The sequence below is a fragment of the Pseudomonas frederiksbergensis genome (genome assembly GCF_035751725.1).
GTDB classification, from domain to species: domain Bacteria; phylum Pseudomonadota; class Gammaproteobacteria; order Pseudomonadales; family Pseudomonadaceae; genus Aquipseudomonas; species Aquipseudomonas frederiksbergensis_A.
Genome location: NZ_CP142104.1, coordinates 5,580,402 through 5,604,825, shown reverse-complemented (window position 1 = coordinate 5,604,825; position 24,424 = coordinate 5,580,402). Strand labels below are relative to the sequence as shown.

The following is a 24,424-nucleotide window of genomic DNA, read 5'->3' as shown; positions in this document are numbered from 1 at the left end:
CCTGCCGGGTCTTAGCCTCAGCAGGCGAGGAGGTGCTAGGATAACGGTCCGTTTTACTGGCGGCCACGCCTATCGGGTCTTTTATCGGCCCTGGGTTGTCTGGGTTCTGCGCAGAAACGTCGGGTTTTCTTCTCTATCCCTGCGTTTTCGCCGACGATGCCGTACCAGTCCTTCGAAAAAATCGACCATGAGGTGTCCTGGGGACATTTCGACAATCTGTTGCGCGTGAACAAGCTCGATGAAACGCAGTCTGTTCAGCATCGAATATTTATCACCGAGGCGCCCTCCAGGCGCGTCGCTACCGTGAGATAGCCGTCCTCCATGTTTGGTTCCAACGACGACAAGAAGACCCCAGCTGCGGCTGGCGAGAAAAAAAGCCTGTTCGGATGGCTGCGCAAGAAGCCGCAGGAAACCGTAGTCGAACAGCCTCAACCGCAGCCTGGGCCTGCCGAAGAACCGGTGGTCGAAGAGGCTGCGCCCATTGTCCTGCCGATTGCCGAGCCGGTGTTGCAACCGGCCGAGGCTGAAGCCGAGCCCGTGCATGGGCCAGTGCATGAGCAACCCCTGACCCCGCCAGCCGGGCAGACACCCTGGCTGACCCTGCCCGTGGCGGAAGAGCCGGTCGCATTGGTCGAGGACGCCCAAGCGCCCCACGTCACCCCACCAATTCCTGCCCCGACGCAATCGGAGGAAACACCGGTCGCCGTGGTCGTGCCTCCGGTTCCTGAGCTTGTTTCCGAGCCAGAGCCAGAGGTTGCCCCGACAGAGGTTCCGGCATCGGCCGAGCCGCCGCGTCCTGCCGAAGAGAACAGGGTCGGCTTCTTCGCCCGCCTCAAGCAGGGCCTGTCCAAGACCAGTGCCAGCATTGGCGAAGGCATGGCCAGCCTGTTCCTCGGCAAGAAGGTCATTGATGACGAATTGCTCGAAGACATCGAGACCCGCCTGCTGACCGCCGATGTCGGCGTCGAGGCCACCTCGGTGATCATCCAGAGCCTGACCCAGAAGGTCGCCCGCAAACAGCTGACCGATGCCGATGCGCTGTACAAATCCCTGCAGGGCGAACTGACCAACCTGCTCAAGCCGGTGGAAAAACCGCTGGTGGTTGCCTCGCAGAACAAGCCGTTCGTGATCCTGGTCGTTGGCGTCAATGGTGCCGGCAAGACCACCACCATCGGCAAGCTGGCCAAGAAGCTGCAGCTCGAAGGCAAGAAAGTCATGCTCGCCGCGGGCGACACCTTCCGCGCCGCCGCGGTCGAACAGCTGCAAGTGTGGGGCGAACGCAACAAGATCCCGGTGATCGCCCAGCACACCGGCGCCGACTCCGCTTCGGTGATCTTCGACGCCGTGCAAGCGGCCAAGGCCCGTGGCATCGATGTGCTGATCGCCGACACGGCCGGTCGCCTGCACACCAAAGACAACCTGATGGAAGAGTTGAAAAAGGTTCGCCGGGTGATCGGCAAGCTCGATGCCGACGCGCCCCATGAAGTGCTGCTGGTACTGGACGCTGGTACTGGCCAGAACGCTATCAACCAGGCCAAGCAGTTCAACCAGACCGTCGAACTGACCGGGCTGGCCCTGACCAAGCTTGACGGTACCGCCAAGGGCGGGGTGATCTTTGCCCTCGCCAAGCAATTTGGCCTGCCGATTCGCTACATCGGCGTGGGGGAAGGCATCGATGATTTGCGCACCTTCGAAGCCGAGCCGTTTGTCCAGGCATTGTTTGCCGAGCGGGAGCATTCATGATTCGTTTCGAACAGGTCGGTAAACGCTATCCGAACGGTCACGTCGGCTTGCATGAGCTGAGCTTTCGGGTCCGTCGTGGCGAATTTCTGTTTGTTACCGGCCATTCCGGTGCCGGTAAAAGTACCTTGCTGCGCCTGCTATTGGCGATGGAACGGCCCACTACCGGCAAATTGTTGCTGGCCGGCCAGGACCTGAGCACCATCAGCAACGCCCAGATTCCCTATCTGCGGCGCCAGATTGGCGTGGTATTCCAGAATCACCAGTTGCTGTTCGATCGCACGGTGTTCAACAACGTGGCGCTACCGTTGCAGATTCTTGGATTGTCCAAGGCTGAAATCAACAAGCGCGTGGACTCGGCGCTGGAGCGCGTGGCCCTATCGGACAAGACCGACCTGTACCCGGGCGACCTGTCCACCGGCCAGCAACAGCGCGTCGGTATCGCCCGCGCTATTGTCCATCGTCCGGCCTTGCTGCTGGCGGATGAACCCACCGGTAACCTCGACCCGCGCCTGGCGGCGGAAATCATGGGCGTATTCGAAGACATCAACCGCTTGGGCACCAGCGTGCTGATCGCCAGCCATGACCTGGCGCTCATCGCACGCATGCGCCATCGCATGCTCACGTTGCAACGCGGCCGATTGATTGGCGACGGGGAGGCAGGCGTATGAGTGCTACCCGCAGCCCGAAAGTGGCCGAACGCGTTGCCCCGAAGGGCACCGATCCGCAGCCGCAAAAGAAAAAGCGCGACGATGACGACGGCCCGGATTTCACCACGCTGTTGCACGCCTGGATCGAAAGCCATCGCGCCAGCCTGCTCGACAGCCTGCGGCGCCTGGGCAAGCAGCCGATCGGCAGCTTCTTTACTTGCCTGGTCATGGCAGTGGCCTTGAGCCTGCCCATGGGCTTGTCGCTCCTGCTGAGTAATGTGGAGCGCTTGGGCGGCTCCTGGCAGCGAGCAGCGCAGATCTCCCTTTATTTGCAACTGGATGCGACGCCGGGTGAAGGCGAGGCACTGCGTGAACAGATCAAGGCCATGCCGGGCGTGGCCGATGCCGAATACGTGGGGCGCGAGCAGGCGCTTGAAGAGTTCCAGCAGCAATCCGGCCTGGGCGAAGCCCTCAAGGAACTGCCCGAGAACCCCCTTCCGGGCGTGGTGCTGGTTACCCCGAATGAGGTCGACAAGCCGACCCTTGAAGCATTAAGACAAAGACTTTCCGAATTGCCGAAGGTACAACAAGCGCAACTTGATCTAGTCTGGGTCGAGCGTCTTGCGGCGATCCTCAAGCTCGGCGACCGCTTTGTCTTCGGTCTGACGGTGCTTCTGGTTTCCGCATTACTTTTGGTGATAGGCAATACCATTCGTCTTCATATTGAAAACCGCCGCACCGAGATAGAAGTGATTAAACTCGTCGGCGGGACGGACAGTTATGTGCGCAGGCCCTTTCTTTATATGGGAGCGCTGTATGGCTTCGGTGCCGGCATCCTGTCCTGGGGCGTATTGGCGTTCGGCCTGGACTGGCTGAACGATGCGGTAGTGGGGTTGGCCGGTTTGTACGGCAGCGATTTCTCGCTGGCCGGTGTGCCAGCCGCCGACGGTCTGTCGCTCTTGCTTGGCGCGGTGCTGTTGGGTTATATCGGTGCATGGATTGCGGTAGCACGCCACCTGCGTGAGCTTGCTCCAAAATAGTATTTGTTGCGCGTATTGACCTTTCAGTTTTTGTGGGAACTTGTCCTACGGTTCCCGGTCAATTTTCGCAGTGCTGAACTGCACGAGTTATGTGAGTCGGAGGTTTTTTCGTATGACCACTTCTTTGCAACCTGCTTATGCTCTAGTCCCGGGTGCGAACCTCGAGGCTTATGTGCATACGGTGAACAGCATTCCATTGCTGACGCCCGAGCAGGAGCGTGAACTGGCCGAGAGTCTCTATTATGAGCAGGATCTTGAGGCGGCTCGGCAGATGGTGCTCGCCCACCTGCGTTTTGTCGTACATATCGCCCGCAGCTATTCCGGCTACGGGCTGGCCCAGGCCGACCTGATCCAGGAAGGTAACGTTGGCCTGATGAAGGCGGTCAAGCGTTTCAACCCGGAAATGGGTGTACGCCTGGTGTCGTTTGCAGTGCACTGGATCAAGGCGGAAATCCACGAATTCATCCTGCGCAACTGGCGGATCGTGAAAGTCGCGACCACCAAGGCCCAGCGCAAGCTGTTCTTCAACTTGCGCAGCCAGAAGAAACGCTTGGCTTGGCTGAGCAACGACGAAGTCCATCGCGTGGCTGAAAGCCTTGGCGTAGAGCCTCGGGAAGTGCGCGAGATGGAAAGCCGCCTGACGGGCCATGACATGGCCTTCGATCCGGCCGCCGAAGCGGACGACGACAGCGCTTTCCAATCGCCAGCCAACTACCTGGAAGACCACCGGTATGACCCGGCGCGACAACTGGAGGACGCTGATTGGAGTGACAACTCCAACACCAACCTGCACGAAGCGCTGGAAGTGCTTGACGAGCGCAGCCGTGACATTCTCTACCAGCGCTGGCTGGCCGAGGAGAAAGCCACGCTGCACGACCTGGCGCAGAAGTACAACGTCTCGGCCGAGCGGATTCGCCAGCTTGAGAAGAGCGCGATGAACAAGCTCAAGGTGTCGATCGCGGCTTGACCTGCGGTAGCAGCTATAAAAAACGCCCCGATCAGTGATGATCGGGGCGTTTTTGTTTGTGTGATGCAAACGTCAACTTCATCCCTGTGGGAACGGTGCTGGGTTACTGCGCCCAAGGCGCCCGTCGCGCCCGATCGAGCTCCAGCAGATAACTGTCGCCGCCCAATTGGTTCATCTGCTGGCGAATCCACCCCGCCCGCCTAAGCACATAGGGGCTCGGCCGGCTGGCGCTCCATTTCCGCGGGTTGGGCAATACCGCGGCCAGCAGGCTGGCCTGTTGCCGTGACAAGCCGTCGGCACCGATGCGAAAGTGATGCCGCGCCGCCGCTTCGGCCCCGAACACCCCGTCATCCCACTCGACACTGTTGAGGTACACCTCGAGGATCCGTTGCTTGGGCCAGAACACCTCGATCAGTGCAGTGAACCAAGCTTCCAGCCCCTTGCGCAGCCAACTGCGGCCCGACCACAGGAAAAGGTTTTTTGAGACTTGCTGGCTAAGGGTGCTGGCGCCACGAATCGAACCGCCGCGCCCGTTATGGGCGAATGCGGCCTGGATCGCGCCGATGTCGAAGCCCCAGTGCTCGGGGAATTTCTGGTCTTCGCCAGCGATCACAGCGACCTTGAGGCTGTTGGAGATCCGGTCCCAAGGCTGCCAGTCACGCTGCAGGTCGATCGGCTCGCCGCCGAACCAGGACTCAACCTTGCGCTCGATCATCAGCGCGGTGAACGGCGGCGGCACCACGCGAAACAGCAGCACCAGCACAACGCTGCCGACGGCGAACCAGAGCAGGGCTTTGAGAAATCGTCGAAACAATGTACGCAGCATAGAGATGGCTTGGCCGAACCCGTCGAGCGGGCCATTATACAGACCCTGCCCACCGAGTCTGACTGGAGTTCCCATGTTGCGTAGCTTTCTGATGCTGGCGGCTTTTTTTGGCTTCACCGGCGTCGCGCTGGGAGCATTTGCCGCCCATGGCCTGAAAAACCGCCTGAGCGCCGATTACCTGGCGATTTTCCACACCGGGGTTACCTACCAACTGGTGCATACACTGGCGCTGCTCGGCGTCGCATTGTTGGCTACGCACATCCCTGGCCGTATCGTCACATGGGCCGGGATTTCGTTTGTGGTCGGCATCCTGCTGTTCTCCGGCAGCCTTTATTTGCTGACGCTCACCGGGATCAGCAAGCTGGGCATCATCACCCCGTTCGGCGGCGTGGCGTTTTTGATTGGCTGGCTGTGCCTGGGCCTTGCCGCCTGGCGGCTGAGCTGACCAGCAAGTCCATTTCATGACGAATGGCTTGGGTCGTCCAGACTGATCGGGCTAGAATGCCAGCCCCTAAAAATGATGGCGGCATCCGGCATGCGCATTCAATTGAACGGCGAACCCCTTGAACTGCCCGACGGCGAAACCGTTGCGGCCCTGCTCACCCGTCTGGAACTCGCCGGACGCCGTGTCGCAGTGGAACTCAACCTGGATATCGTCCCGCGCAGCCAGCATGCCGACACCACGTTGAACGATGGCGACAGCGTCGAAGTGGTCCATGCCATCGGCGGCGGCTAGGCGCCTCGGTTTCGCAGCCTTTCGCAAGAACCTCACCCCTACAGAGGATTTCCCATGAGCATCGTTCGTAGCGACAAGCCCTTCGTCCTGGCCGGTCGTACCTACCAGTCGCGCTTGCTGGTAGGCACCGGCAAATACCGCGACATGGAAGAAACCCGCCTGGCCATCGAAGCCTCGGGCGCCGAGATCGTGACCGTGGCCGTGCGCCGCACCAACATCGGCCAGAACCCGGGCGAACCTAACCTGCTGGATATCCTGCCGCCGGATCGCTACACCATCCTGCCGAACACTGCCGGTTGCTTCGACGCCATCGAGGCCGTGCGCACCTGTCGCCTGGCCCGTGAGCTGCTCGATGGCCACAACCTGGTGAAGCTGGAAGTGCTGGCGGACCAGAAAACCCTGTTCCCCAACGTGATCGAGACCCTCAAGGCTGCCGAGACCCTGGTCAAGGAAGGTTTCGACGTGATGGTCTACACCAGCGATGACCCGATCATCGCCCGTCAACTGGCGGAAATCGGCTGCATCGCGGTGATGCCGCTGGCCGGCCTGATCGGCACCGGCCTGGGGATCTGCAACCCGTACAACCTGCAGATCATCCTGGAAGAAGCCAAGATCCCGGTATTGGTGGATGCCGGTGTCGGTACTGCCTCCGACGCCACCATCGCCATGGAGCTGGGTTGCGAAGCGGTGCTGATGAACTCGGCCATCGCCCACGCCCAGCAGCCGATCCTGATGGCCGAAGCCATGAAGCACGCCATTGTCGCCGGTCGCCTGGCGTACCTGGCCGGTCGTATGCCGAAAAAACTATACGCCAGCGCGTCCTCGCCGCTGGATGGTCTGATCAAGTAAGAGCCATTGATGACTGAATCGAACGACACGCCGGTCCTTCCGGAAGACGGCGAAGAGCGCCAGCACCGCCGCATCAAGAGTTTCGTGATGCGCGCCGGGCGCATGACGGAAGGCCAGCAACGCGGCCTGGAGCAGGGCGCTCCGCTGTACGTCCTGCCTCTGGCGGACGCACCGGTCGACTTCGACCAGGTTTTCGGCCGCTCAGCGCCGCGCTCGCTGGAAATCGGTTTCGGCATGGGCCACTCGCTGTTGGAGATGGCGGCTGCCGCGCCGGAGCAGGATTTCATTGGCGTGGAGGTTCATCGTCCGGGCGTGGGTGCGCTGCTCAATGGCGTCCTGACTCAAGGGCTGACCAACCTGCGGGTCTACGATTGCGATGCCATCGAAGTGCTCAACCGCTGCGTGGCTGACAATAGTCTCGACCGGCTGATGCTGTTCTTTCCGGATCCGTGGCACAAAAGCCGCCATCACAAGCGCCGGATCGTCCAGGCGTCGTTCGCCGAGCTGGTGCGTAGCAAGTTGAAGGTCGGCGGTGTGCTGCACATGGCCACCGACTGGGAACCCTATGCCGAATACATGCTGGAAGTCATGAACGTCGCCCCGGGTTATCGCAACCTGGCCGAAGACGGCAAGTGCGTGCCGCGCCCGGCCGAACGGCCGATCACCAAGTTCGAACGCCGTGGCGAACGGCTTGGGCACGGGGTTTGGGATTTGAAGTTCGAGAAGCTGTCCTAAACACCGCGCGATAAAAACTGTGGGAGCGCCGAACCGTCGCTCCCACATTGTTTTGAGGTGTAGGCGGGGTTCAGCGCCGATCCGCCACCACACCAATCAACACCAATACCACCAGCAATACCGGCGCCAGGCTGTAGTTGTTGAACTGGCTCAAGCCCCGGACGATCCACGGCGTGGCGTAGATCAACGCGGCGCCGCTGCCGATCATGCACAGCAGGGCAATCAGCGGGACGCGCAACGCGCCGGCGATGCTGCCCAGGCGTTGTTCGACCCAGCCCTTGATATCGGCACCAAACAGCACCAGCAAGCAACCTACCAATGCCAGGGAGATTTCCGACAGGTTGCTGCGGCTCCAGCGGGACACGGTGGCGAGCAGGTCGAGTACCAGATCCATTCGATTTCCTTGTATTGATCAGCTCAGAAATTTCTGCAGCAAGTCGTTGAGAAACAGCTGTCCGCGCTCGGTCGCCGCCAGACGTGACGGTTCGACCTGCAACAACCCACTTTGTTCGGCCTCGCGCCGGCCTTCGGCCAGGCTTTGAAGTGGCAGCCCGGTGCGCTCCGGGTACAGCCGCGCTTCCACGCCTGCGGTCAGGCGCAGGGCGTTCATCAGGAACTCGAATGGCAGCTCTTCGTTGGCGAGGTTTTTTTCGCCGGCCAGGAAACGCTTGGCCGGGTTGAGGTAATCCTTGGGCAAGCGGGTCTTCCAGGTGCGCACGATGCGCCCGTCCGGATGGCTGAGCTTGCCGTGGGCGCCGGCGCCGATGCCGATGAAGTCGCCGAAGCTCCAGTAATTGAGGTTGTGCCGCGCCGCTCGCCCGGGCTGGGCATAGGCCGAGACTTCGTATTGGGCGTAGCCGTGTTTGGCGAGCAGGGCTTGCCCGGCTTCCTGGATGTCCCACAGCGTGTCGTCTTCCGGCAAGGTCGGCGGCTGGTTCCAGAACACCGTGTTCGGCTCCAGCGTCAGCTGATACCAGGACAAATGGGTGGGCTTGAGGGCGATAGCCTGGCGCAGATCGCTCAGCGCGTCTTCGAGGGACTGGTCGGGCAGGCCATGCATCAAGTCGAGATTGAAGTTATCGAACCCGGCCTGGCGAGCCATGCCGGCGGCGCGCACCGCCTCGTCACCGTTATGGATCCGGCCCAGCGCTTCTAGCTTGGCCTGCTGGAAGCTCTGGATGCCGATGGACAGGCGATTGATGCCCAGCGCCCGGTAGGCGAGGAATTTTTCTTGCTCGAACGTGCCGGGGTTGGCTTCCAGGGTGATCTCGATGTCCTGGGCGAACGGTATCCGCGCCTCGACCCCCTTGAGCAATCGGCCCAGGGCTTGGGCGCTGAACAGGCTCGGGGTGCCTCCTCCGAAAAAAATCGAGCTCAGCGGGCGACCGTAGACCGCATGCAAGTCCTGGTCGAGGTCGGCCAACAGGGCGTCGACGTATTCCTCTTCCGGCAACTGCGGGCTGGCGGTGTGGGAGTTGAAGTCGCAATACGGGCACTTGCGCACGCACCACGGGATGTGGATGTACAACGCCAGGGGCGGCAGCACCGGCAGCGGCGCCCGAGGTGTTTGTGCACCGCCGTGGATCAGCGGTGCGGGAGAGTCGGTGGTCATTGCAGGCCCAGGCGTTGACGCAGCAGGGCCATGGCGCGGGCGCGGTGGCTCAGTTGGTTCTTTTCCACCGGTCCCAGCTCGGCGCTGGAGCAATTGCGCTCCGGTACCCAGAACAATGGGTCGTACCCGAAACCGTGCTCGCCGCTGGCTTCAGTGAGAATGCGCCCGTGCCACAAGCCTTCGCAGAGGATCGGCAGCGGATCGTCGGCATGGCGCACCAGGGCCAGCACGCAAACGAACTGTGCGCCGCGCTCGGCTTCAGGCACCTCCTTGAGGGCTTCGAGCAGCTTGGCGTTGTTCGCCGCGTCACCTTTGCCGTCGGCGTAACGGGCCGAATAGATGCCTGGCGCGCCGCCGAGGAAATCCACCGCCAGGCCGGAATCGTCGGCCAGCGCCGGCAGGCCGGAGATGCGTGCTGCATTGCGGGCCTTGAGGATGGCGTTCTCGACGAACGACAAGCCGGTTTCTTCCGGCTCGACCTGGCTGAATTCGCCGATCGAGCGCAGTTGCACCGATCCGCCGAGCATCGCCTGCAGTTCCTTGAGCTTGCCTGCGTTGTGGCTGGCCAGTACGAGTTGGGTAAGGTTCATCATTGGCCCGGGAACAGTTCCTGGTTGAAGTTGATCGTGTTGATCTTGTCGCCCGTCTGCACCTTGATTTCAAAAGTGCGGGTTTCCTGCTGGTCCACCGGGTATTGGGCGATGTAGTAGATCGCGCCGGCTTCGGTGATCTGGCGGAAGGTGAGCGGGACCGTCTTGCTGGTCAAGTCCTTCACCGTCCCGCTGACTTGGGCGATCAGTGGCTTGCCGCCCTTGATGACCGAGACATTGATCACGCCCTGGTTCTTGCTGCGGATCAACTCGGCGGCCTTGGCGATGTCGGGCGTCAGGAAGGTGGAGTTGAACGTGTTGTAGTGCACGGTGACGTCACCGAACACTTCCTTGCGCTCGGCCTTGATGACATCGGCGGCCATGGCGCCGACGCTCAGGCAGGTGGTGATTAACAGCAACGCTAGACGTTTCATGTCGTGCTCCTGAAAAGGCTGGTGCTCATACGGCGACCCGGTGGTCGGCGAGGCCCGGGCTGCTGACCCGATAGATGCCTATTTCACCTAACAGATTAGGCCATAGCTTGCTGGCCCACCCGTGGCGGTGCTGCTGGTCCACCGCCAGACGGTCGATGACCTTGGCTTTGCGCTCGCGGCACAGTTCTTCGAAATCCTCGAACGTACAGAAATGAATGTTCGGTGTGTTGTACCAGGTGTAGGGCAAGAACTCCGACACCGGCATCCGCCCCTTGCTCGCCAGGTACCAGCGGCAGCGCCAGTGGCCGAAGTTGGGGAAGGTGATGATGCACTGGCGACCGACGCGCAGCATTTCGCCGAGGATCTTGTCCGGGTAATGCACGGCTTGCAGGGCCTGGGTCATGACCACGATGTCGAAGCTGTTGCTGGCAAAATTGCCCAGCCCCTTGTCCAGGTCCTGCTCGATGACGTTGATGCCCTTGGCCACGCATTCGGCGATGTTGTCCGGGTCGTTTTCCAAGCCGTAGCCGGTGACTTGCTTGTTGTCGCGCAGCCAGGTCAGCAGTTCGCCGTTGCCGCAGCCCAGGTCGAGCACGCGGCTGCCGGCGGGGATCCATTCCTGGATGATGTCCAGATCGGCTCTCATGGCGTCCTCACAGCGTAATACGGTTCATGTAGTTGCCGAACGCCTGCAGGTAGCGCGGGATCGGGATCAAAAAGGCGTCGTGGCCCTGGGGGGCGTCGATTTCCAGATAGCAGACGTCCTTGCGCGCGGCCATCAGCGCGTCCACCAGCTCCCGCGAACGGGCCGGGGAGAAGCGCCAGTCGGTGGTGAACGACATCACGCAGAACTTGGCGGTGGCATTGGCGAAGGTCTTCGCCAGGTCATCGTCGAAGTTCGCCGCCGGGTCGAAGTAGTCCAGCGCCTTGGTCATCAGCAGGTAGGTGTTGGCGTCGAAACGTCCCGAGAACTCCTCGCCCTGGTAACGCAGGTAGCTTTCGACCTGGAATTCGACGCTGTGGAAGTCGTAGTTGAGCTTCTCGCTCTTGAGGCCACGGCCGAATTTCTCACCCATGGAATCGTCGGACAGATAAGTGATATGCCCGACCATCCGCGCCAGCATCAGCCCGCGCTTGGGGATCACGCCGTGTTCCTGGAACGAACCGCCGTGGAATTCGGGGTCGGTGAGGATCGCCTGGCGCGCCACTTCGTTGAAGGCGATGTTCTGCGCCGACAACTTGGGCGCCGAGGCGATTGCCAGGCAATGGCGCACGCGGTCCGGGTAGGTGATCGTCCATTGCAGGGCCTGCATGCCGCCGAGGCTGCCGCCGATCACCGCCGCCCATTGGCCAATGCCGAGGCGGTCGGCCAGGCGCGCCTGGCTGTGGACCCAGTCTTCCACGGTCAACACCGGGAAATCGGCGCCGAAGGGCTTGCCGGTCTCCGGGTTGATACTGCTCGGGCCGGTGGAGCCGTTGCAACCGCCGAGGTTGTTCAGGCTGACCACGAAGAAACGGTTGGTGTCGATGGGCTTGCCCGGACCGATACAACTGTCCCACCAGCCGGGCTTGCGGTCGTCGGCGCTGTGGTAGCCGGCGGCGTGGTGATGCCCCGACAAGGCGTGGCAAATCAGCACGGCGTTGCTCGCCGTGGCATTGAGGGTGCCGTAGGTTTCGTAGATCAGGTCATAGGCTGGCAACGAACGGCCGCAGGCCAGGGCCAGGGGCTCGCTGAAATGCGCCATTTGCGGCGTCACCAGACCAACGGAATCGGGGGGAAAGGCAGCTGGCATCGACCCTGCTCTCGTTGAAATGAGGCGTAAGTCTAAAGACCGCTGTGGCAGGCGGCAAGCAAACGGCGGCGCTGATTGTCCGCTGATACAAACCCTGTGGTGACTGGATCTATCTGTGGCGAGGAAGCTTGCCCCCTCGCCACAGGAAAAGTTGCAGCGTGCTTTAGATCAGCACCCGCAGGATCTCCGGCATCATGGTGATCGCCGCCAGGTTGTTGATCACCAGCATGTCGATCAGCTTGATCACCATGAACGCCAGGATTGGCGAGATGTCCAGGCCACCCAGGTTCGGCACGATGCGGCGGAACGGCGCGAGGGCCGGCTCGCAGATCTGGTTCACCAGCTCGGCGCCTGGGTTGTGGCTGCCCGGCGCGACCCAGGACAGGATCACGCTGATGATCATCGCGAAGAAGAATATGTTCAGGAACAGCGCAGTCACACCAATGAGCGACCAGATCAGCAATTGCAGCGGATTGCCGGTGGTGCCGTAGGTCAGCAGCAGGGTCAGGGCCATCAGCGCCAGCTGCACCAGGATCGCCAACACCAGTGAAGACATGTCCAGGCCGAACAGGCTCGGAATGATCCGGCGCAACGGCTTGAGCAGTGGCTGGGTAGCCTTGACGACGAATTGGCACAGCGGGTTGTAGAAGTTGGCGCGCACCAGTTGCAGCACGAAGCGCATAAGCACGATCAGCAGGTACAGGCTGCCGAGGGTTTGCAGGACATAGACCGCTGCAGTGTTCAATCCAATCATGAATGGCTCCTTATTGGCCCAGTTGTTCGGCCATTTCGGCCGAGCGGTGCGCGGCGGCGCCGAGTGCTTTTTCCACGAGGGCTTCGAAGCCGCCAGCCTGGAATGATTTGATGGCCGCTTCCGTGGTGCCGGCCGGCGAGGTCACGCGGCGACGCAGCTCCGCCGCATCGACATCACTGGACACCGCCATGTGCGCGGCGCCGAGAGCAGTCTGCAAGGTCAATTGCGCAGCGGTTTCCCGTGGCAAGCCGAGTTTTTCGCCGGCGGCGGTCATGGCTTCGATCAGCAGGAAGAAATACGCCGGGCCCGAGCCGGAGACGGCGGTGACGGCGTCCAGTTGCTGCTCGGTGTCCAGCCACACTGCCAGGCCCACGGCCGATAGCAATTGTTCGGCCTGCTGGCGTTGCGCGGTGGTCACTTGTTCGGTGGCGAACAGGCCGCTGACGCCCTGGCGCAGCAGCGCTGGGGTGTTGGGCATGCAGCGTACGATCGGCTGGGCACCGAGCCAGTTGTTCATGCTCGCGCAGGTAATCCCGGCGGCAATCGACACGATCAGTTGATGCGGCTGTAGATTCGGGCGAAGGGCTTCGCAGACGCTTTTCATCGCTTGCGGCTTGACCGCCAGCACTACGACGTCCGCGCCATCGATGGCCTTCGCATTGTCGGCGAAGGTTTCGATGCCGTGCTCGGCGCTCACCCGGTTGCGGGTCTCTTCACCCGGATCGCTGGCGCGAATCTGCGCAGCTTCCAGGCCCTTGGCCCGCAAGCCGCCGATCAGGCTGGCGGCCATGTTGCCGGCGCCGATAAAGGCAATACGCGTGTTGCTCATGACGGGTCCTTATAAAAAGTGAGTGAGTCAGCTGGGCGATTGGCCATAGTCGCGAGCCCCGAACAGCGCAGTACCGATGCGCACCCAGGTGGCGCCTTGGGCAATGGCGGATTCGAGGTCGTGGCTCATGCCCATCGATAACGTATCCAGGGGCAGGTCCAGGCTGGCTTGCAGGCGCTGGACGGCGGCAAATGAGGCATCCTGTTCGGTGCGGTCGTCGGTCGGTTCGGGAATGGCCATCAACCCGCGCAACTTGAGGCGCGGCAAGGCACTGATGGCGTTTGCCAGGGCGGGCAAGTCTGCGGGCGTGCAGCCGGATTTGCTGGCTTCGCCGCTGACGTTGACCTGGATGCAGATGTTCAACGGTGGCAGCTCGGCTGGCCGCTGCTCGGACAAACGCTGTGCAATTTTCAAGCGATCCACGGAATGCACCCAGTCGAAATGTTCAGCGATAGCGCGCGTCTTGTTCGATTGAATGGGGCCGATGAAGTGCCAGATCAAGGGCAGGTCGGTCAGTTCGGCCTGTTTGCCCAGTGCTTCCTGCAGGTAGTTCTCGCCGAAGTCACGCAGGCCGGCGGCATAGGCTTCGCGCAGGGCCTGGGCGGGCTTGGTCTTGCTCACGGCCAGCAGTTGAACGCTGTGTCCGGTGCGCTGCGCGGCCTGTTCCGCCGCATGGATGCGCGATCTAACCTGAGCAATGTTGTCTGCTATCGTGGTCATAAAGAAAGGCCAGCGGGTCTGAGGTTCGCGGCATTCTACTGGAATTGAGGAGCGCTATGGATATCACTGAACTGCTGGCGTTCAGCGCCAAACAAGGGGCGTCGGACCTGCACTTGTCTGCCGGGCTGCCGCCGATGATCCGTGTCGACGGCGATGTGCGGCGGATCAACCTGCCGGCGTTGGACCACAAGCAGGTCCATGAATTGATCTACGACATCATGAATGACCGGCAGCGAGTGGATTACGAAAAATTCCTGGAAACCGATTTTTCCTTCGACGTGCCGGGCGTGGCACGGTTTCGGGTCAATGCCTTCAATCAGAATCGTGGCGCGGGAGCGGTGTTCCGGACCATCCCTTCGAAAGTCCTGACCATGGAAGACCTGGGGATGGGCGAGGTGTTTCGCAAGATCACCGAGGCCCCACGCGGGCTCGTGCTGGTGACCGGGCCGACCGGTTCAGGCAAGTCCACCACCCTGGCGGCAATGATCGACTACCTCAACAGCCACAAGCACCATCACATCCTTACCATCGAGGACCCGATCGAGTTCGTCCATGAGCCGCGCAAATGCCTGATCAACCAACGCGAGGTGCACCGTGACACCCAGGGGTTCTCGACGGCCCTGCGCTCGGCCCTGCGTGAAGATCCGGATGTGATCCTGGTGGGGGAGATGCGCGACCTGGAAACCATTCGCCTGGCGCTGACCGCCGCTGAAACCGGGCACTTGGTGTTTGGTACGTTGCACACCACATCGGCAGCCAAGACCATCGACCGGGTGGTGGACGTGTTCCCCGGTGACGAGAAATCCATGGTTCGCTCGATGTTGTCGGAGTCGTTGCAGGCGGTGATTTCCCAGACGCTGGTCAAGAAGATCGGCGGCGGCCGGGTCGCGGCGCACGAAATCATGCTCGGCACCTCAGCCATCCGCAATCTCATCCGGGAAGACAAGATCGCGCAGATGTATTCGTCGATCCAGACCGGTGGCTCGCTGGGGATGCAGACGCTGGACATGTGCCTGAAGGAGCTGCTGAACAAGGGATTGATCAGCCGCGAGCACGCGCGGGAGCGGGCGCGTACGCCGGACAATTTCTAGAGGGGCGCAAGGCAAGCCCTGTGGCGAGGGGATAAATCCCCTCGCCACAGGGGCCGGTGATCAGCGCTGAACCACGCGCATCGCACCCGGTTCTTTCGGCAGCACCCGCTTGGCAACCACGTAATGGGTGTTCCAATACGGCTTGTTCAGCGTGTCGATGGTCACCGATTTGCCACGGCGAGGGGCGTGGATGAAGCGGTCGTTGCCCAGGTAGATGGCCACATGGTTGACCCGGCGGCTCTTGAGCTTGAAGAAAATCAGGTCGCCGGGCTTCAAGTCCTTGCGCTCGACTTTCTCGCCGTGGCCGGCCGCCATTGCATTAGACGTGCGCGGCAGGTCGAACGTGGAGTCGTTGAAGGCGTATTTCACCAGGCCGCTGCAATCGAAACCTTTACTTGGGCTGCTGCCGCCCCAACGATAAGGTGTACCGAGGACATTCACGGCGCGGCTCAACACGTTGCTGGTGGTCTTGGTCGCCATGGGAGGCACCAACCGGCTGTGAGCCGTGCTCACGCGCTGGACGCCTTGCTTGTTCTTGCTCGACGGAGCAGAAACATGGGATTTCGGGGTGTAGCCATTGATGTTGGGAAGACGTTGCTCACGATTGGTGGCGTGGGCGGCCAGTGGCAATAATAGGCAAAGGGTCAGCCATGTCTTGAAAAATGGACGCATTAGGCAGGGCTCATAAAGGTTAGCGCGCAACTTTATAACAGCTTTTTTTCGCATTCCGAGGCCGTTTGTCGATCCGAAACCCAGCGTGTACCGCGCACAATTGCGACAATTTGGCCCGATTTTCAGACACAAGCCCCGTACTACGGGCGTTTCCCCGACTCGGGTCGCCCAGTGCCGCTTGTCGGCGAGACACAAAAAAGTCACAAAAAGTCCGAACAAATTTTTCTATCGAGGCAAAAGAGACCACTCATGAACAGCTATCAGCAGGAAGCAATCCGCGATACCCACAGCAAAGTCATTGGGTATCTGCTGTGGATTTTCGGATTTACCGGCGCTCACCGTTTTTACTACGGCAAGCCGGTCACCGGCACGATCTGGTTTTTCACCTTCGGCCTGCTGGGTATCGGTTGGTTGATCGACCTGTTCTTGATCCCGGCCATGGACCGCGAAGCGGACCTGCGATTCACCCCTGGGCCGATCGAGTACAGCGTGGCGTGGATCCTGCTCACGTTCCTCGGGGTACTTGGCGTACATCGGATGTATCAGGGCAAATGGCTCAGCGGGATTCTGTATCTGCTGACCGGCGGGGTATTTTTCCTGGGCGTGCTGTATGACTTCTGGACGCTGAACGACCAGGTGTCGATTCGTAACGCGCAGAAGCGTGGGGCATTTCACTAAGACAGGCAGATCGAGTCGCCTGCATTCGCGAGCAAGCCCGCTCCCACAGGGATTGTCGGTGAACACATGATTGTGAGCACCTCGGATCAAGTGTGGGAGCGGGCTTGCTCGCGAAGCAGGCGACGCAGATTTTCAGGCCTGGTGGGTAATCCGCCCATCCATCAGCGTATAGCGCACCACACCCGGCAGGCTATGGCCGAGGAACGGGCAGTTGTCACCCTTGGAACGCCAAGCCTCACCGGCTATGGTGGACGCGCCAGGGTCGAACAGCACCAGGTCCGCCGCTGCGCCTACCGCGAGTTTCCCCGCCGGCAGCTGCAATGCCTTAGCCGGGCCGGCGCTCAGGCGGTCCAGCAAGGTCGGCAAATCCAGCAAACCGTCTTCCACCAGCGTCAGGGCCAGCGGCAGCAGCAGCTCGACGCTGCTGATACCCGGCTCGGTGGCGCCGAACGGTGCCAGCTTGGCGTCGCGCTCGTGGGGTTGGTGATGGCTGGAGATGGCCGAGATCACCCCTGATTTCACTGCCTCGCGCAAGCCATCGCGGTCGGCGCGGGTGCGCAGTGGTGGCTGGACGTGATAGACGCTGTTGAAATCGATCAGCGCTTCGTCGGTCAGGATCAGTTGGTACAGCGCCACGTCGGCGGTCACTGGCAAGCCACGGGCCTGGGCCTGGGCGATCAGCGCCGCGCCGCGGGCGCTGGTCAGTTGGCTGAAGTGGGCGCGCACGCCGCTTTGTTCCACCAACAGCAGGTCCCGGGCCAGGGCCACGGTCTCGGCGGTTTCCGGAATGCCCGGCAGGCCGAGGAAACTGGCGGTCGGGCCTTCATGAGCGAGGCCGCCTTCGGCCAGGTCGTGGTCCTGGGAGTTGAAGATCACCGTCAGGCCGAACGTCGCTGCATATTCCAGGGCGCGGCACAGGGTGCGGGTGTTGCGGAAACTGTTCAGGCCGTTGCCGAACGCTACGCAACCGGCGTCACGCAGGGCGATGAGTTCGGCCAGTTGTTCGCCTTCCAGGCCTTTGCTCAGTGCGCCAATCGGGAAGACCTTGGTGTTGCCGGCCTCGCGGGCGCGGTCGAGGATCAGTTCGGCCACGGCCGAGGTGTCCAGCACCGGCTTGGTCTGCGGCGGGCAGCACAGGCTGGTCACGCCACCGGCGGCGGCGGCGCGGGTTTCGCTGACGATACTGCCTTTGCGGCTGTAGCCCGGCTCGCGCAGGGCTACGTTGAGGTCCACCAGACCGGGGGCTGCCACCAAGCCTTTCGCGTCGAGGATTTCGACCGCCGCGAAACCTGCCGGCGCGGCGCCAAGGGCGACGATCTTGCAGGCATCGATATGAATATCAGTCACTTGATCCAGGCCGCTGGCTGGATCGATCACGCGTGCGCCGAGAATGCTGAGCTTCACTGGGCGTTCTCCTGGTCGAATTGGCGCTGGGCCGTTTGCCCGCTCATGGCCATGGACAGCACGGCCATGCGGATGGCGATGCCGTAGGTCACCTGGTTGAGAATCACCGAATGCGGCCCGTCAGCCACCGCCGACTCGATCTCCACGCCGCGGTTGATCGGCCCCGGGTGCATGACGATGGCATCCGGCTTGGCCCCGGCCAGGCGTGCCGTGGTCAGGCCGAACAGGCGATAGAACTCGCCTTCGCTGGGCAGCAGGCCACCGGTCATGCGCTCGCGTTGCAGGCGCAGCATGATCACCACATCCACATCCTTGAGGCCTTCGGTCATGTCGGTGTAGACCTTCACGCCGTATTGCTCGACGCCGATGGGCAGCAGGGTCTTCGGCGCGATCACGCGGATGTCCGGGCAACCGAGGGTCTTGAGGGCCAGCATGTTGGAGCGGGCCACTCGCGAGTGCAGGATGTCGCCAACGATGGCCACCGACAGGTTCTCGAAGCTGCCCTTGTGCCGACGGATGGTCAGCATGTCCAGCATGCCCTGGGTCGGGTGGGCGTGCCGGCCGTCGCCGCCGTTGATGATCGCCACTTGCGGGCACACGTGTTCGGCAATGAAGTGCGCCGCACCGGAGTCGCCGTGGCGCACGACGAACATGTCGGCGGCCATGGCTTCGAGGTTGCGCAAGGTGTCGAGCAGGGTTTCGCCCTTGCTCGCCGAGGACGTGGACACGTTGAGGGTAATCACGTCCGCCGACAGGCGTTGGGCCGCCAGTTCGAAGGTGGTGCGGGTGCGGGTGGAGTTTTCGAAGAACACGTTGCACACGGTCTTGCCGCGCAGCAACGGGACTTTCTTCACCGCCCGGGCACCGACTTCGAGGAACGAGTCGGCGGTGTCGAGGATTTCTGTCAGCAGCTCGCGGCGCAGGCCGTCGAGGGACAGGAAGTGCCGCAGCTGGCCCTGATCGTTGAGCTGCAGCGGGCGCTTGGTTTCGAGAGGCGTCATCGCGATGGACTCTTACAAGGGCAGTTAAAGGGCAAGGTCTTGCAGTTCGAGTTGTAGCGGCGACGGCCCGGAGAGCTTGACCCGCTCGTGGGCGGCCAGCGCCAGCGTCGCTCCGACCACGTTCGGGCGGATCGGCAGCTCGGCGGCGTCCAGGTCCAGCAGGCACACCAGCGTCACGCTGGCCGGGCGACCGTAGTCGAACAGTTCGTTCATGGCGGCGCGAATGGTCCGGCCGCTCATCAGCACGTCGTCGATCAGCACCAGGTGCTGGCCTTCGATCTCGAACGGCAGGGCCGAAGGACGCACCTGCGGATGCAGGCCGTTCTGGCTGAAGTCGTCGCGGTAGAAGGACACGTCCAGGGTGCCCAGCGGCGAATCGCTGCCCAGTTCATCGAGCAAGGCCTGGGCGACCCAGACGCCGCCGGTGCGAATGCCGATATAGCGCGGTTCGCTGATGCCGCGTTGTTCCAGGTGCGCCGTGAGACGGATCGCCATCTGGCTGATCAGTTCGGCAGGATTGGGCAGGCTCATGCTGGCTCCTTCAGGTTTCCGGGTCGGTGCTCGTGACTCGGTTTATCGCTAGAAGAAAGCGCCTTGGCGGCGCTTTCAAAAAAATCAGGTTTCGAACAGGGCGGTATTTGCATCAAGCCAGCCCTGCAGCAGCAGGGCGGCGGCGATGGCGTCCACCGGGTTGTCGCGGTAACTGCCTTTCTGCCCGCCGCGCACCAGGCGCTCGCCCTTGGCCTCGAAGGTGGTCAGGCGCTCGTCATGGGTATAGAAGGGCAGGTTGTAGCGGCCATTGAGTCGGCGGGCGAACTTTTCGGCGCGCAGGCACATGTCGCTGGGCGTGCCGTCCATGTTCAGCGGCAGGCCGACCACCACGGCGTCGGGTTTCCATTCCTTGATCAGCGCTTCGACCTGGTTCCAGTCCGGGACGCCATTCTGCGCCTTCAAGGTGCATAACTCGCGGGCCTGGCCGGTAATGACCTGACCGACCGCTACGCCGATCTGTTTGGTGCCGTAATCGAAGCCCAGCAGCAGGCGCAGGGCCATCAGGCGTGTCCCGCCTGGCTGGTGAGCAGGCTGAGGTTGACCCCCAGCCGACTGGCCGCCGCTTCAAGTCGCAGTTCGCTGCTGGTGTCGAACAGGATGTCGGCGTCGAACGGACAGGTCAGCCAGGCGTTGTCGGCCAGTTCGGCTTCCAGTTGCCCGGGTTCCCAGCCGGCATAGCCGAGGGCGATCAGGCTTTTTGCCGGGCCGACGCCGTCGGCGATGGCGAACAGCACGTCCTGGGAAGTGGACAGCGACAAGCCGTCCAGGTCTACAGTCGCTTGGTATTTGGGGCCCGACGGATGGAGCACGAAGCCGCGATCGGTCTGCACCGGACCGCCGATGAAAATCGGCACGTGCTGGCACAGCAGTGGCGGTTCTACGTCGGGGCGCAACTGCTCAAGGATGTCCGCCAGGTTCAGTTCCTGCGGGCGGTTGACCACCAATCCCATGGCCCCATTGGCCGTGTGCTCGACGATATAGGTCAAGGTGTGGGCAAAGTTCGGATCGGCCATGTGCGGCATGGCGATCAGGAAGTGATGCTTGAGGTAGGTGGGGCTGACGTTTTTCATAAGCGCTAGTGTGGCGGCGCAGGGCCGAACTGACAAGCTGGGGATGTGCAGCAAATGCCTCGATCTGGAAGGTGACACCGCTCCCACAAGGGGGCTGCGGCGAGTCCAGGTTCCGTGTCCACCATCGATGTGGATCAGTTACTGGACAGCCGATCACCCCGGGCGAACTTCCAGGTGCGGATGATTTCCAGCCGATCGATGTCCGACAGGTCCCCGGTAAACGGTGCGAACGGTGCCGCCAGGCGCACGATCCGCTGGGCCGCCTGGTCCAGCAGTGGCTGCCCGGAAGATTCGAGCACCAGCACTTCATACAGCGAGCCGTCACGGTTGATCGAGACCATTAGCCGCAGATTGCCGTAGATCTGCTTGCGCCGGGCTTCTTCGGGGTAGTTCAGGTTGCCGATGCGCTCGACCTTCTTGCGCCATTCGTCCTTGTACCAAGCGCCCTTGTCGCGCATGGTCGAGGCGGCGCTCAGGCGGTGGATGCGCGGGCGCTTGGCGTACAGCTGCTGTTCTTGGGCCAGTTCGGCTTCCAGGCTGGCGATGTCGCTGGATAACTGCGCGCTGTCGAACGTCGGTTCCGGCGCCTTGGGCTTCGGATCGGGCTTGACCTCTTCCTTGACCGGGGCCTTTTTCGGTTTCGGTGCCACGGTGGTGACGGCAGCCTTGGGCGTCGTCTCCTGGACCTCGGGCTTGGCGGCGGGCGGCGGGGTCACCTTTTGCACTTTATTGTCTTGGAACGGCGCGATCTCGGTGGTCTTGGGAATCGCTTTCTCTTCCAGGGTGCCGCTGCCCTGCTGGTTTTCCTGGGCCAGGAAGTCCGCCTTCTGTGGCTTGGTTTCGCTCTTGAAGGTGGCCAGGGTGATTTCCAGGGTCTGGCTGATCTGCTTGGGTTCGACCGTGGCAAACCCGACGCCCAGCAGCACCGCCAGATGGATGAGCGCGGCCAGGAACAGGGTGAAGCCGAGACGATCAGCCGGGCGCACACCACGATGGGCGAGCTCTTGGGGCAGATCGGACGGGAGTGTCATGACAAGGAAACCAACATCACGTTTTTTCAGGCCGGGCATGATAACGCAATGTGGGTTTCCTTCATCAGGATCTGGATCAACGTGCCTTGAGCTTCTGATCGATGGCATCCATCAGCATGCCGCCAATGTCGGTGCCGAAGGCATTGTCGATCTCGCGGATGCAGGTCGGGCTGGTGACGTTGATTTCCGTCAGGTGCTCGCCAATCACGTCCAGGCCGACAAACAACAAGCCTTTTTCCCGCAATGTCGGGCCGACCTGGGCGGCGATCCAGCGGTCCTTGTCGGTCAGCGGACGGGCTTCGCCGCGACCACCGGCCGCCAGGTTGCCACGGGTTTCGCCAGCAGCCGGGATGCGCGCCAGGCAGTAATCCACGGGCTCGCCGTCAATCATCAGGATGCGCTTGTCGCCGTCGACGATGGCTGGGAGGTAACCCTGGATCATGATCTGCTGCTGGCCATGCAAGGTCAGGGTTTCCAGGATCACCGACAGGTTCGGGTGGCCGGCGGTGTGACGGAAGATCGAAGAGCCGCCCATGCCGTCCAGAGGCTTGAGGATGACGTCGCCGTGATGGTCGGCAAATTCGCGCAACACGTCCGGGCGACGGCTGACGATGGTCGGCGGCGTGCACTGCGGGAACAGCGTGGCGAAGAGTTTTTCGTTGCAATCGCGCAGGCTCTGCGGCTTGTTGACCACCAGCACGCCCGCGCTTTCGGCCTGCTCCAGCAGATAGGTCGAATACACGAATTCCATGTCGAACGGCGGATCCTTGCGCATCAGGATCACGTCCAGGTCGCTCAGCAGCGCGTCGCTTTCCCGGCCCAGTTCGTACCATTTCTCGGGGTTGGCGAAGACTTCCAGCGGTTTCATCCGCGCCCTTGCCTGGCCTTCGGCCTGGTAGAGGTCGCGCTGTTCCATGTAGAACAGCTCCCAGCCGCGCTTTTGAGCGGCCAGCAGCATGGCCAGCGAGCTATCCTTTTTATAGGAAATGCTGGCGATTGGGTCCATGACAATGCCGACGCGTACGCTCATGGCTTGGTTCCTCGAAAATTGGATGGGCACGAAATGGCATGAAAAAGTGGCGTCAGAGTGGCGCCCCGAAGATTGCCGGTCAAGGAAAAACCGCCGTACCGAGCGGCTGATAGATCGTTGCTGGAGACTGTGCTAAAAAGGCTGCCATGCGACGCGCGGGCCTTGAACATCAAGGGTTTGCGCTGTCGATCAATCTTATGCGTTAAAAACCGGTTCGCAGTGGCAATGGCAGAGCATCTTACGCAGCAGCAACCCAGCGCCTTGAAAGTCATGGTCATCGACGACTCGAAGACCATTCGCCGCACCGCCGAAACCTTGCTGCGCAACGTCGGTTGCGAGGTGATAACGGCGATCGACGGCTTCGATGCCCTGGCCAAGATCGTCGATTATCATCCAGGCATTATCTTTGTCGACATCATGATGCCGCGCCTGGACGGTTACCAGACCTGCGCCCTGATCAAGAACAACAGCGCCTTCAAGGCGACACCGGTGATCATGCTGTCGTCCCGCGATGGCCTGTTCGACAAGGCCAAGGGGCGCATCGTCGGCTCCGATCAATTCCTGACCAAGCCTTTCAGCAAGGAAGAACTGCTGGGCGCGATACAGGCCCATGTCCCGGGCTTTGCCGCTGTCCAGTCGCACCAGGCACATTAATGACGCTCGGCCTCGGGCCCGAGGTCCAGAAGAATGGGGAACACCATGGCACGAGTTCTGATCGTCGATGATTCGCCGACTGAAATGTACAAGTTGACAGGCATGCTGGAAAAGCACGGCCACCAGGTCCTGAAGGCCGAGAATGGTGCCGATGGCGTGGCGCTGGCCCGCCAGGAAAAACCCGATGCGGTACTGATGGACATCGTCATGCCCGGCCTCAACGGTTTCCAGGCCACGCGCCAGCTGACCAAGGATCCTGAAACCGGGCACATTCCCGTGATCATCATCACCACCAAGGATCAGGATACCGACAAGGTCTGGGGGACGCGCCAGGGGGCGAAGGACTACCTGACCAAGCCGGTGGATGAAGAAACCCTGATCAAGACCTTGAATAACGTACTGGCAGGTTGAACGCACGGCCATGAGCCACTCCCTGACCGCATTCGAGCTGCTGCTCCAGATCGATCGACGCTGTCGGCTGCTGGGCGCGGAGCTGCCGTCCCAGCCCGCACATCGCGACAGTTGGAGCGGCATCGGTTTTCGCCTGGGCGAACACTGGTACGTGGCGCCGATGGGCGAGGTCAGCGAAGTGCTGCATGAGCCACGCCACACCTCATTGCCCGGCGTCAAGCCATGGGTACGCGGAGTGGCTAACCTGCGCGGGCGCTTGTTGCCGCTGATGGACCTGTGCGGTTTCTTCGGCCACGAACTGTCCAGCGTGCGCAAGCAGCGGCGGGTGCTGGTGGTGGATCATGACGAAGTCTTTGCCGGATTGCTGGTGGACGAAGTACTTGGCCTGCAGCATTTCCCCAAGGACAGCCTCGAAGCGATTCCCCCGGTCCCCCTGGAAGGCCCGGAATCGGCGTTCGTCCAGGGCCGTTTCGCCGGCGAGCGGCAATGGCAGGTGTTCAGCCCGTTTGCCCTGGCGCGGTCGCCGGGGTTCATGGATGTGGCGGTTTGAAAGAA

The 24,424-nt window shown here is 61.9% G+C and carries 31 protein-coding genes; 13 read left to right on the top strand and 18 right to left on the bottom strand.

What is annotated here, in order from left to right; all coding sequences use genetic code 11:
• Window positions 1–321 precede the first annotated feature (321 nt).
• The 4 genes from ftsY (at window position 322) to rpoH (ending at window position 4,397) form a co-directional block, all read left to right on the top strand.
• The gene (gene ftsY, locus VQ575_RS25250; protein ID WP_325918650.1) at window positions 322–1,743 is read left to right on the top strand and encodes a signal recognition particle-docking protein FtsY; all 1,422 of its coding nucleotides are present in this window, start codon (window positions 322–324) and stop codon (window positions 1,741–1,743) included.
• A complete protein-coding gene (ftsE, locus tag VQ575_RS25245) occupies window positions 1,740–2,411 on the top strand; it encodes a cell division ATP-binding protein FtsE (protein WP_024778908.1) in 672 nt (223 codons plus the stop codon). Before ftsY ends, ftsE begins: the two co-directional genes overlap by 4 nt.
• Window positions 2,408–3,430: a permease-like cell division protein FtsX gene (ftsX, locus tag VQ575_RS25240; RefSeq protein WP_039590458.1), complete on the top strand. Its 1,023-nt coding sequence runs from the start codon at window positions 2,408–2,410 to the stop codon at window positions 3,428–3,430. The genes ftsE and ftsX overlap by 4 nt, the downstream gene beginning before the upstream one ends.
• 112 nt (window positions 3,431–3,542) lie before the next feature.
• Complete coding sequence (rpoH, locus tag VQ575_RS25235) at window positions 3,543–4,397, top strand: RNA polymerase sigma factor RpoH (RefSeq protein WP_039590460.1); 855 nt, start codon at window positions 3,543–3,545, stop codon at window positions 4,395–4,397.
• A 103-nt stretch (window positions 4,398–4,500) separates the two neighbouring features.
• On the opposite strand, the gene mtgA is transcribed toward rpoH, so the two are convergent.
• Window positions 4,501–5,223 carry a monofunctional biosynthetic peptidoglycan transglycosylase gene (mtgA, locus tag VQ575_RS25230; RefSeq protein ID WP_039590462.1) on the bottom strand — a complete coding sequence of 241 codons (723 nt, stop codon included), beginning with the start codon at window positions 5,221–5,223 and terminating at the stop codon, window positions 4,501–4,503.
• Between the two features lie 73 nt (window positions 5,224–5,296).
• Here mtgA and VQ575_RS25225 point away from each other — a divergent pair, with 73 nt between their 5' ends.
• The 4 genes from VQ575_RS25225 to trmB all read left to right on the top strand — a co-directional run bounded on the left by VQ575_RS25225 (window position 5,297) and on the right by trmB (window position 7,543).
• A complete protein-coding gene (locus tag VQ575_RS25225; RefSeq protein ID WP_325918649.1) occupies window positions 5,297–5,668 on the top strand; it encodes a DUF423 domain-containing protein in 372 nt (123 codons plus the stop codon).
• 90 nt (window positions 5,669–5,758) lie between these two features.
• Window positions 5,759–5,959 (top strand): sulfur carrier protein ThiS, encoded by a 201-nt coding sequence (gene thiS / locus VQ575_RS25220; RefSeq protein ID WP_045157211.1) that lies wholly within the window; start codon window positions 5,759–5,761, stop codon window positions 5,957–5,959.
• A gap of 54 nt (window positions 5,960–6,013) precedes the next feature.
• Entirely contained in the window at window positions 6,014–6,808 is a 795-nt protein-coding gene (locus VQ575_RS25215; RefSeq protein ID WP_003177480.1) for a thiazole synthase, read from the top strand.
• Window positions 6,809–6,817: 9 nt separating this feature from the next.
• Window positions 6,818–7,543, top strand: a complete 726-nt coding sequence (gene trmB, locus VQ575_RS25210; RefSeq protein ID WP_039590470.1) for a tRNA (guanosine(46)-N7)-methyltransferase TrmB — start codon at window positions 6,818–6,820, stop codon at window positions 7,541–7,543.
• 70 nt (window positions 7,544–7,613) lie between these two features.
• Here the strand turns inward: trmB and VQ575_RS25205 are convergent, their stop codons facing one another.
• The 9 genes from VQ575_RS25205 to VQ575_RS25165 all read right to left on the bottom strand — a co-directional run bounded on the left by VQ575_RS25205 (window position 7,614) and on the right by VQ575_RS25165 (window position 14,275).
• Complete coding sequence (locus VQ575_RS25205) at window positions 7,614–7,937, bottom strand: DUF3392 domain-containing protein (protein ID WP_014340681.1); 324 nt, start codon at window positions 7,935–7,937, stop codon at window positions 7,614–7,616.
• An 18-nt stretch (window positions 7,938–7,955) separates the two neighbouring features.
• Window positions 7,956–9,155: a radical SAM family heme chaperone HemW gene (gene hemW / locus VQ575_RS25200; RefSeq protein WP_039590471.1), complete on the bottom strand. Its 1,200-nt coding sequence runs from the start codon at window positions 9,153–9,155 to the stop codon at window positions 7,956–7,958.
• Window positions 9,152–9,748: an RdgB/HAM1 family non-canonical purine NTP pyrophosphatase gene (rdgB, locus tag VQ575_RS25195; RefSeq protein ID WP_039590473.1), complete on the bottom strand. Its 597-nt coding sequence runs from the start codon at window positions 9,746–9,748 to the stop codon at window positions 9,152–9,154. Before rdgB ends, hemW begins: the two co-directional genes overlap by 4 nt.
• Window positions 9,745–10,179 (bottom strand): DUF4426 domain-containing protein, encoded by a 435-nt coding sequence (locus VQ575_RS25190; RefSeq protein WP_039590476.1) that lies wholly within the window; start codon window positions 10,177–10,179, stop codon window positions 9,745–9,747. The genes rdgB and VQ575_RS25190 overlap by 4 nt, the downstream gene beginning before the upstream one ends.
• Window positions 10,180–10,204: 25 nt before the next feature.
• Window positions 10,205–10,825, bottom strand: a complete 621-nt coding sequence (gene metW / locus VQ575_RS25185) for a methionine biosynthesis protein MetW (protein WP_198723971.1) — start codon at window positions 10,823–10,825, stop codon at window positions 10,205–10,207.
• A gap of 7 nt (window positions 10,826–10,832) precedes the next feature.
• Window positions 10,833–11,972 (bottom strand): homoserine O-succinyltransferase MetX, encoded by a 1,140-nt coding sequence (gene metX, locus VQ575_RS25180; RefSeq protein WP_198723972.1) that lies wholly within the window; start codon window positions 11,970–11,972, stop codon window positions 10,833–10,835.
• A gap of 163 nt (window positions 11,973–12,135) precedes the next feature.
• The gene (locus VQ575_RS25175) at window positions 12,136–12,726 is read right to left on the bottom strand and encodes a YggT family protein (protein ID WP_039590480.1); all 591 of its coding nucleotides are present in this window, start codon (window positions 12,724–12,726) and stop codon (window positions 12,136–12,138) included.
• A gap of 10 nt (window positions 12,727–12,736) precedes the next feature.
• On the bottom strand, window positions 12,737–13,555 hold the full coding sequence (gene proC, locus VQ575_RS25170) for a pyrroline-5-carboxylate reductase (protein ID WP_039590481.1): 819 nt from the start codon (window positions 13,553–13,555) through the stop codon (window positions 12,737–12,739).
• A 27-nt stretch (window positions 13,556–13,582) separates the two neighbouring features.
• Window positions 13,583–14,275: a YggS family pyridoxal phosphate-dependent enzyme gene (locus VQ575_RS25165; RefSeq protein ID WP_039590485.1), complete on the bottom strand. Its 693-nt coding sequence runs from the start codon at window positions 14,273–14,275 to the stop codon at window positions 13,583–13,585.
• A gap of 56 nt (window positions 14,276–14,331) precedes the next feature.
• Between VQ575_RS25165 and VQ575_RS25160 the strand changes: the two genes are divergently transcribed.
• Complete coding sequence (locus tag VQ575_RS25160; protein WP_039590486.1) at window positions 14,332–15,366, top strand: type IV pilus twitching motility protein PilT; 1,035 nt, start codon at window positions 14,332–14,334, stop codon at window positions 15,364–15,366.
• Window positions 15,367–15,426: 60 nt separating this feature from the next.
• On the opposite strand, the gene VQ575_RS25155 is transcribed toward VQ575_RS25160, so the two are convergent.
• Complete coding sequence (locus VQ575_RS25155) at window positions 15,427–16,038, bottom strand: C40 family peptidase (protein WP_039590490.1); 612 nt, start codon at window positions 16,036–16,038, stop codon at window positions 15,427–15,429.
• A 249-nt stretch (window positions 16,039–16,287) separates the two neighbouring features.
• Between VQ575_RS25155 and VQ575_RS25150 the strand changes: the two genes are divergently transcribed.
• Window positions 16,288–16,716 carry an NINE protein gene (locus tag VQ575_RS25150; protein WP_045157206.1) on the top strand — a complete coding sequence of 143 codons (429 nt, stop codon included), beginning with the start codon at window positions 16,288–16,290 and terminating at the stop codon, window positions 16,714–16,716.
• Window positions 16,717–16,848: 132 nt separating this feature from the next.
• Here the strand turns inward: VQ575_RS25150 and VQ575_RS25145 are convergent, their stop codons facing one another.
• The 7 genes from VQ575_RS25145 to gshB all read right to left on the bottom strand — a co-directional run bounded on the left by VQ575_RS25145 (window position 16,849) and on the right by gshB (window position 22,804).
• Entirely contained in the window at window positions 16,849–18,120 is a 1,272-nt protein-coding gene (locus VQ575_RS25145) for a dihydroorotase (RefSeq protein WP_325918647.1), read from the bottom strand.
• Window positions 18,117–19,121 carry an aspartate carbamoyltransferase catalytic subunit gene (locus VQ575_RS25140; RefSeq protein WP_003177495.1) on the bottom strand — a complete coding sequence of 335 codons (1,005 nt, stop codon included), beginning with the start codon at window positions 19,119–19,121 and terminating at the stop codon, window positions 18,117–18,119. The genes VQ575_RS25145 and VQ575_RS25140 overlap by 4 nt, the downstream gene beginning before the upstream one ends.
• 24 nt (window positions 19,122–19,145) lie before the next feature.
• A complete protein-coding gene (pyrR, locus tag VQ575_RS25135) occupies window positions 19,146–19,652 on the bottom strand; it encodes a bifunctional pyr operon transcriptional regulator/uracil phosphoribosyltransferase PyrR (protein WP_039590496.1) in 507 nt (168 codons plus the stop codon).
• A gap of 84 nt (window positions 19,653–19,736) precedes the next feature.
• Entirely contained in the window at window positions 19,737–20,174 is a 438-nt protein-coding gene (gene ruvX / locus VQ575_RS25130) for a Holliday junction resolvase RuvX (RefSeq protein ID WP_039590497.1), read from the bottom strand.
• Complete coding sequence (locus VQ575_RS25125) at window positions 20,174–20,743, bottom strand: YqgE/AlgH family protein (RefSeq protein ID WP_039590499.1); 570 nt, start codon at window positions 20,741–20,743, stop codon at window positions 20,174–20,176. Before VQ575_RS25125 ends, ruvX begins: the two co-directional genes overlap by 1 nt.
• 134 nt (window positions 20,744–20,877) lie before the next feature.
• Window positions 20,878–21,774, bottom strand: coding sequence for an energy transducer TonB (locus VQ575_RS25120; protein ID WP_198723974.1), 897 nt, complete (start codon window positions 21,772–21,774; stop codon window positions 20,878–20,880).
• 76 nt (window positions 21,775–21,850) lie between these two features.
• Window positions 21,851–22,804 (bottom strand): glutathione synthase, encoded by a 954-nt coding sequence (gshB, locus tag VQ575_RS25115; protein ID WP_039590500.1) that lies wholly within the window; start codon window positions 22,802–22,804, stop codon window positions 21,851–21,853.
• 225 nt (window positions 22,805–23,029) lie between these two features.
• Between gshB and pilG the strand changes: the two genes are divergently transcribed.
• From pilG to VQ575_RS25100, 3 genes are read left to right on the top strand one after another with little or no spacing between them, the layout of a single operon-like run.
• Entirely contained in the window at window positions 23,030–23,458 is a 429-nt protein-coding gene (gene pilG / locus VQ575_RS25110) for a twitching motility response regulator PilG (protein WP_039590502.1), read from the top strand.
• 45 nt (window positions 23,459–23,503) lie between these two features.
• Window positions 23,504–23,869, top strand: coding sequence for a twitching motility response regulator PilH (pilH, locus tag VQ575_RS25105; protein ID WP_039590866.1), 366 nt, complete (start codon window positions 23,504–23,506; stop codon window positions 23,867–23,869).
• Between the two features lie 10 nt (window positions 23,870–23,879).
• On the top strand, window positions 23,880–24,419 hold the full coding sequence (locus VQ575_RS25100) for a chemotaxis protein CheW (RefSeq protein WP_045157204.1): 540 nt from the start codon (window positions 23,880–23,882) through the stop codon (window positions 24,417–24,419).
• Window positions 24,420–24,424 lie beyond the last annotated feature (5 nt).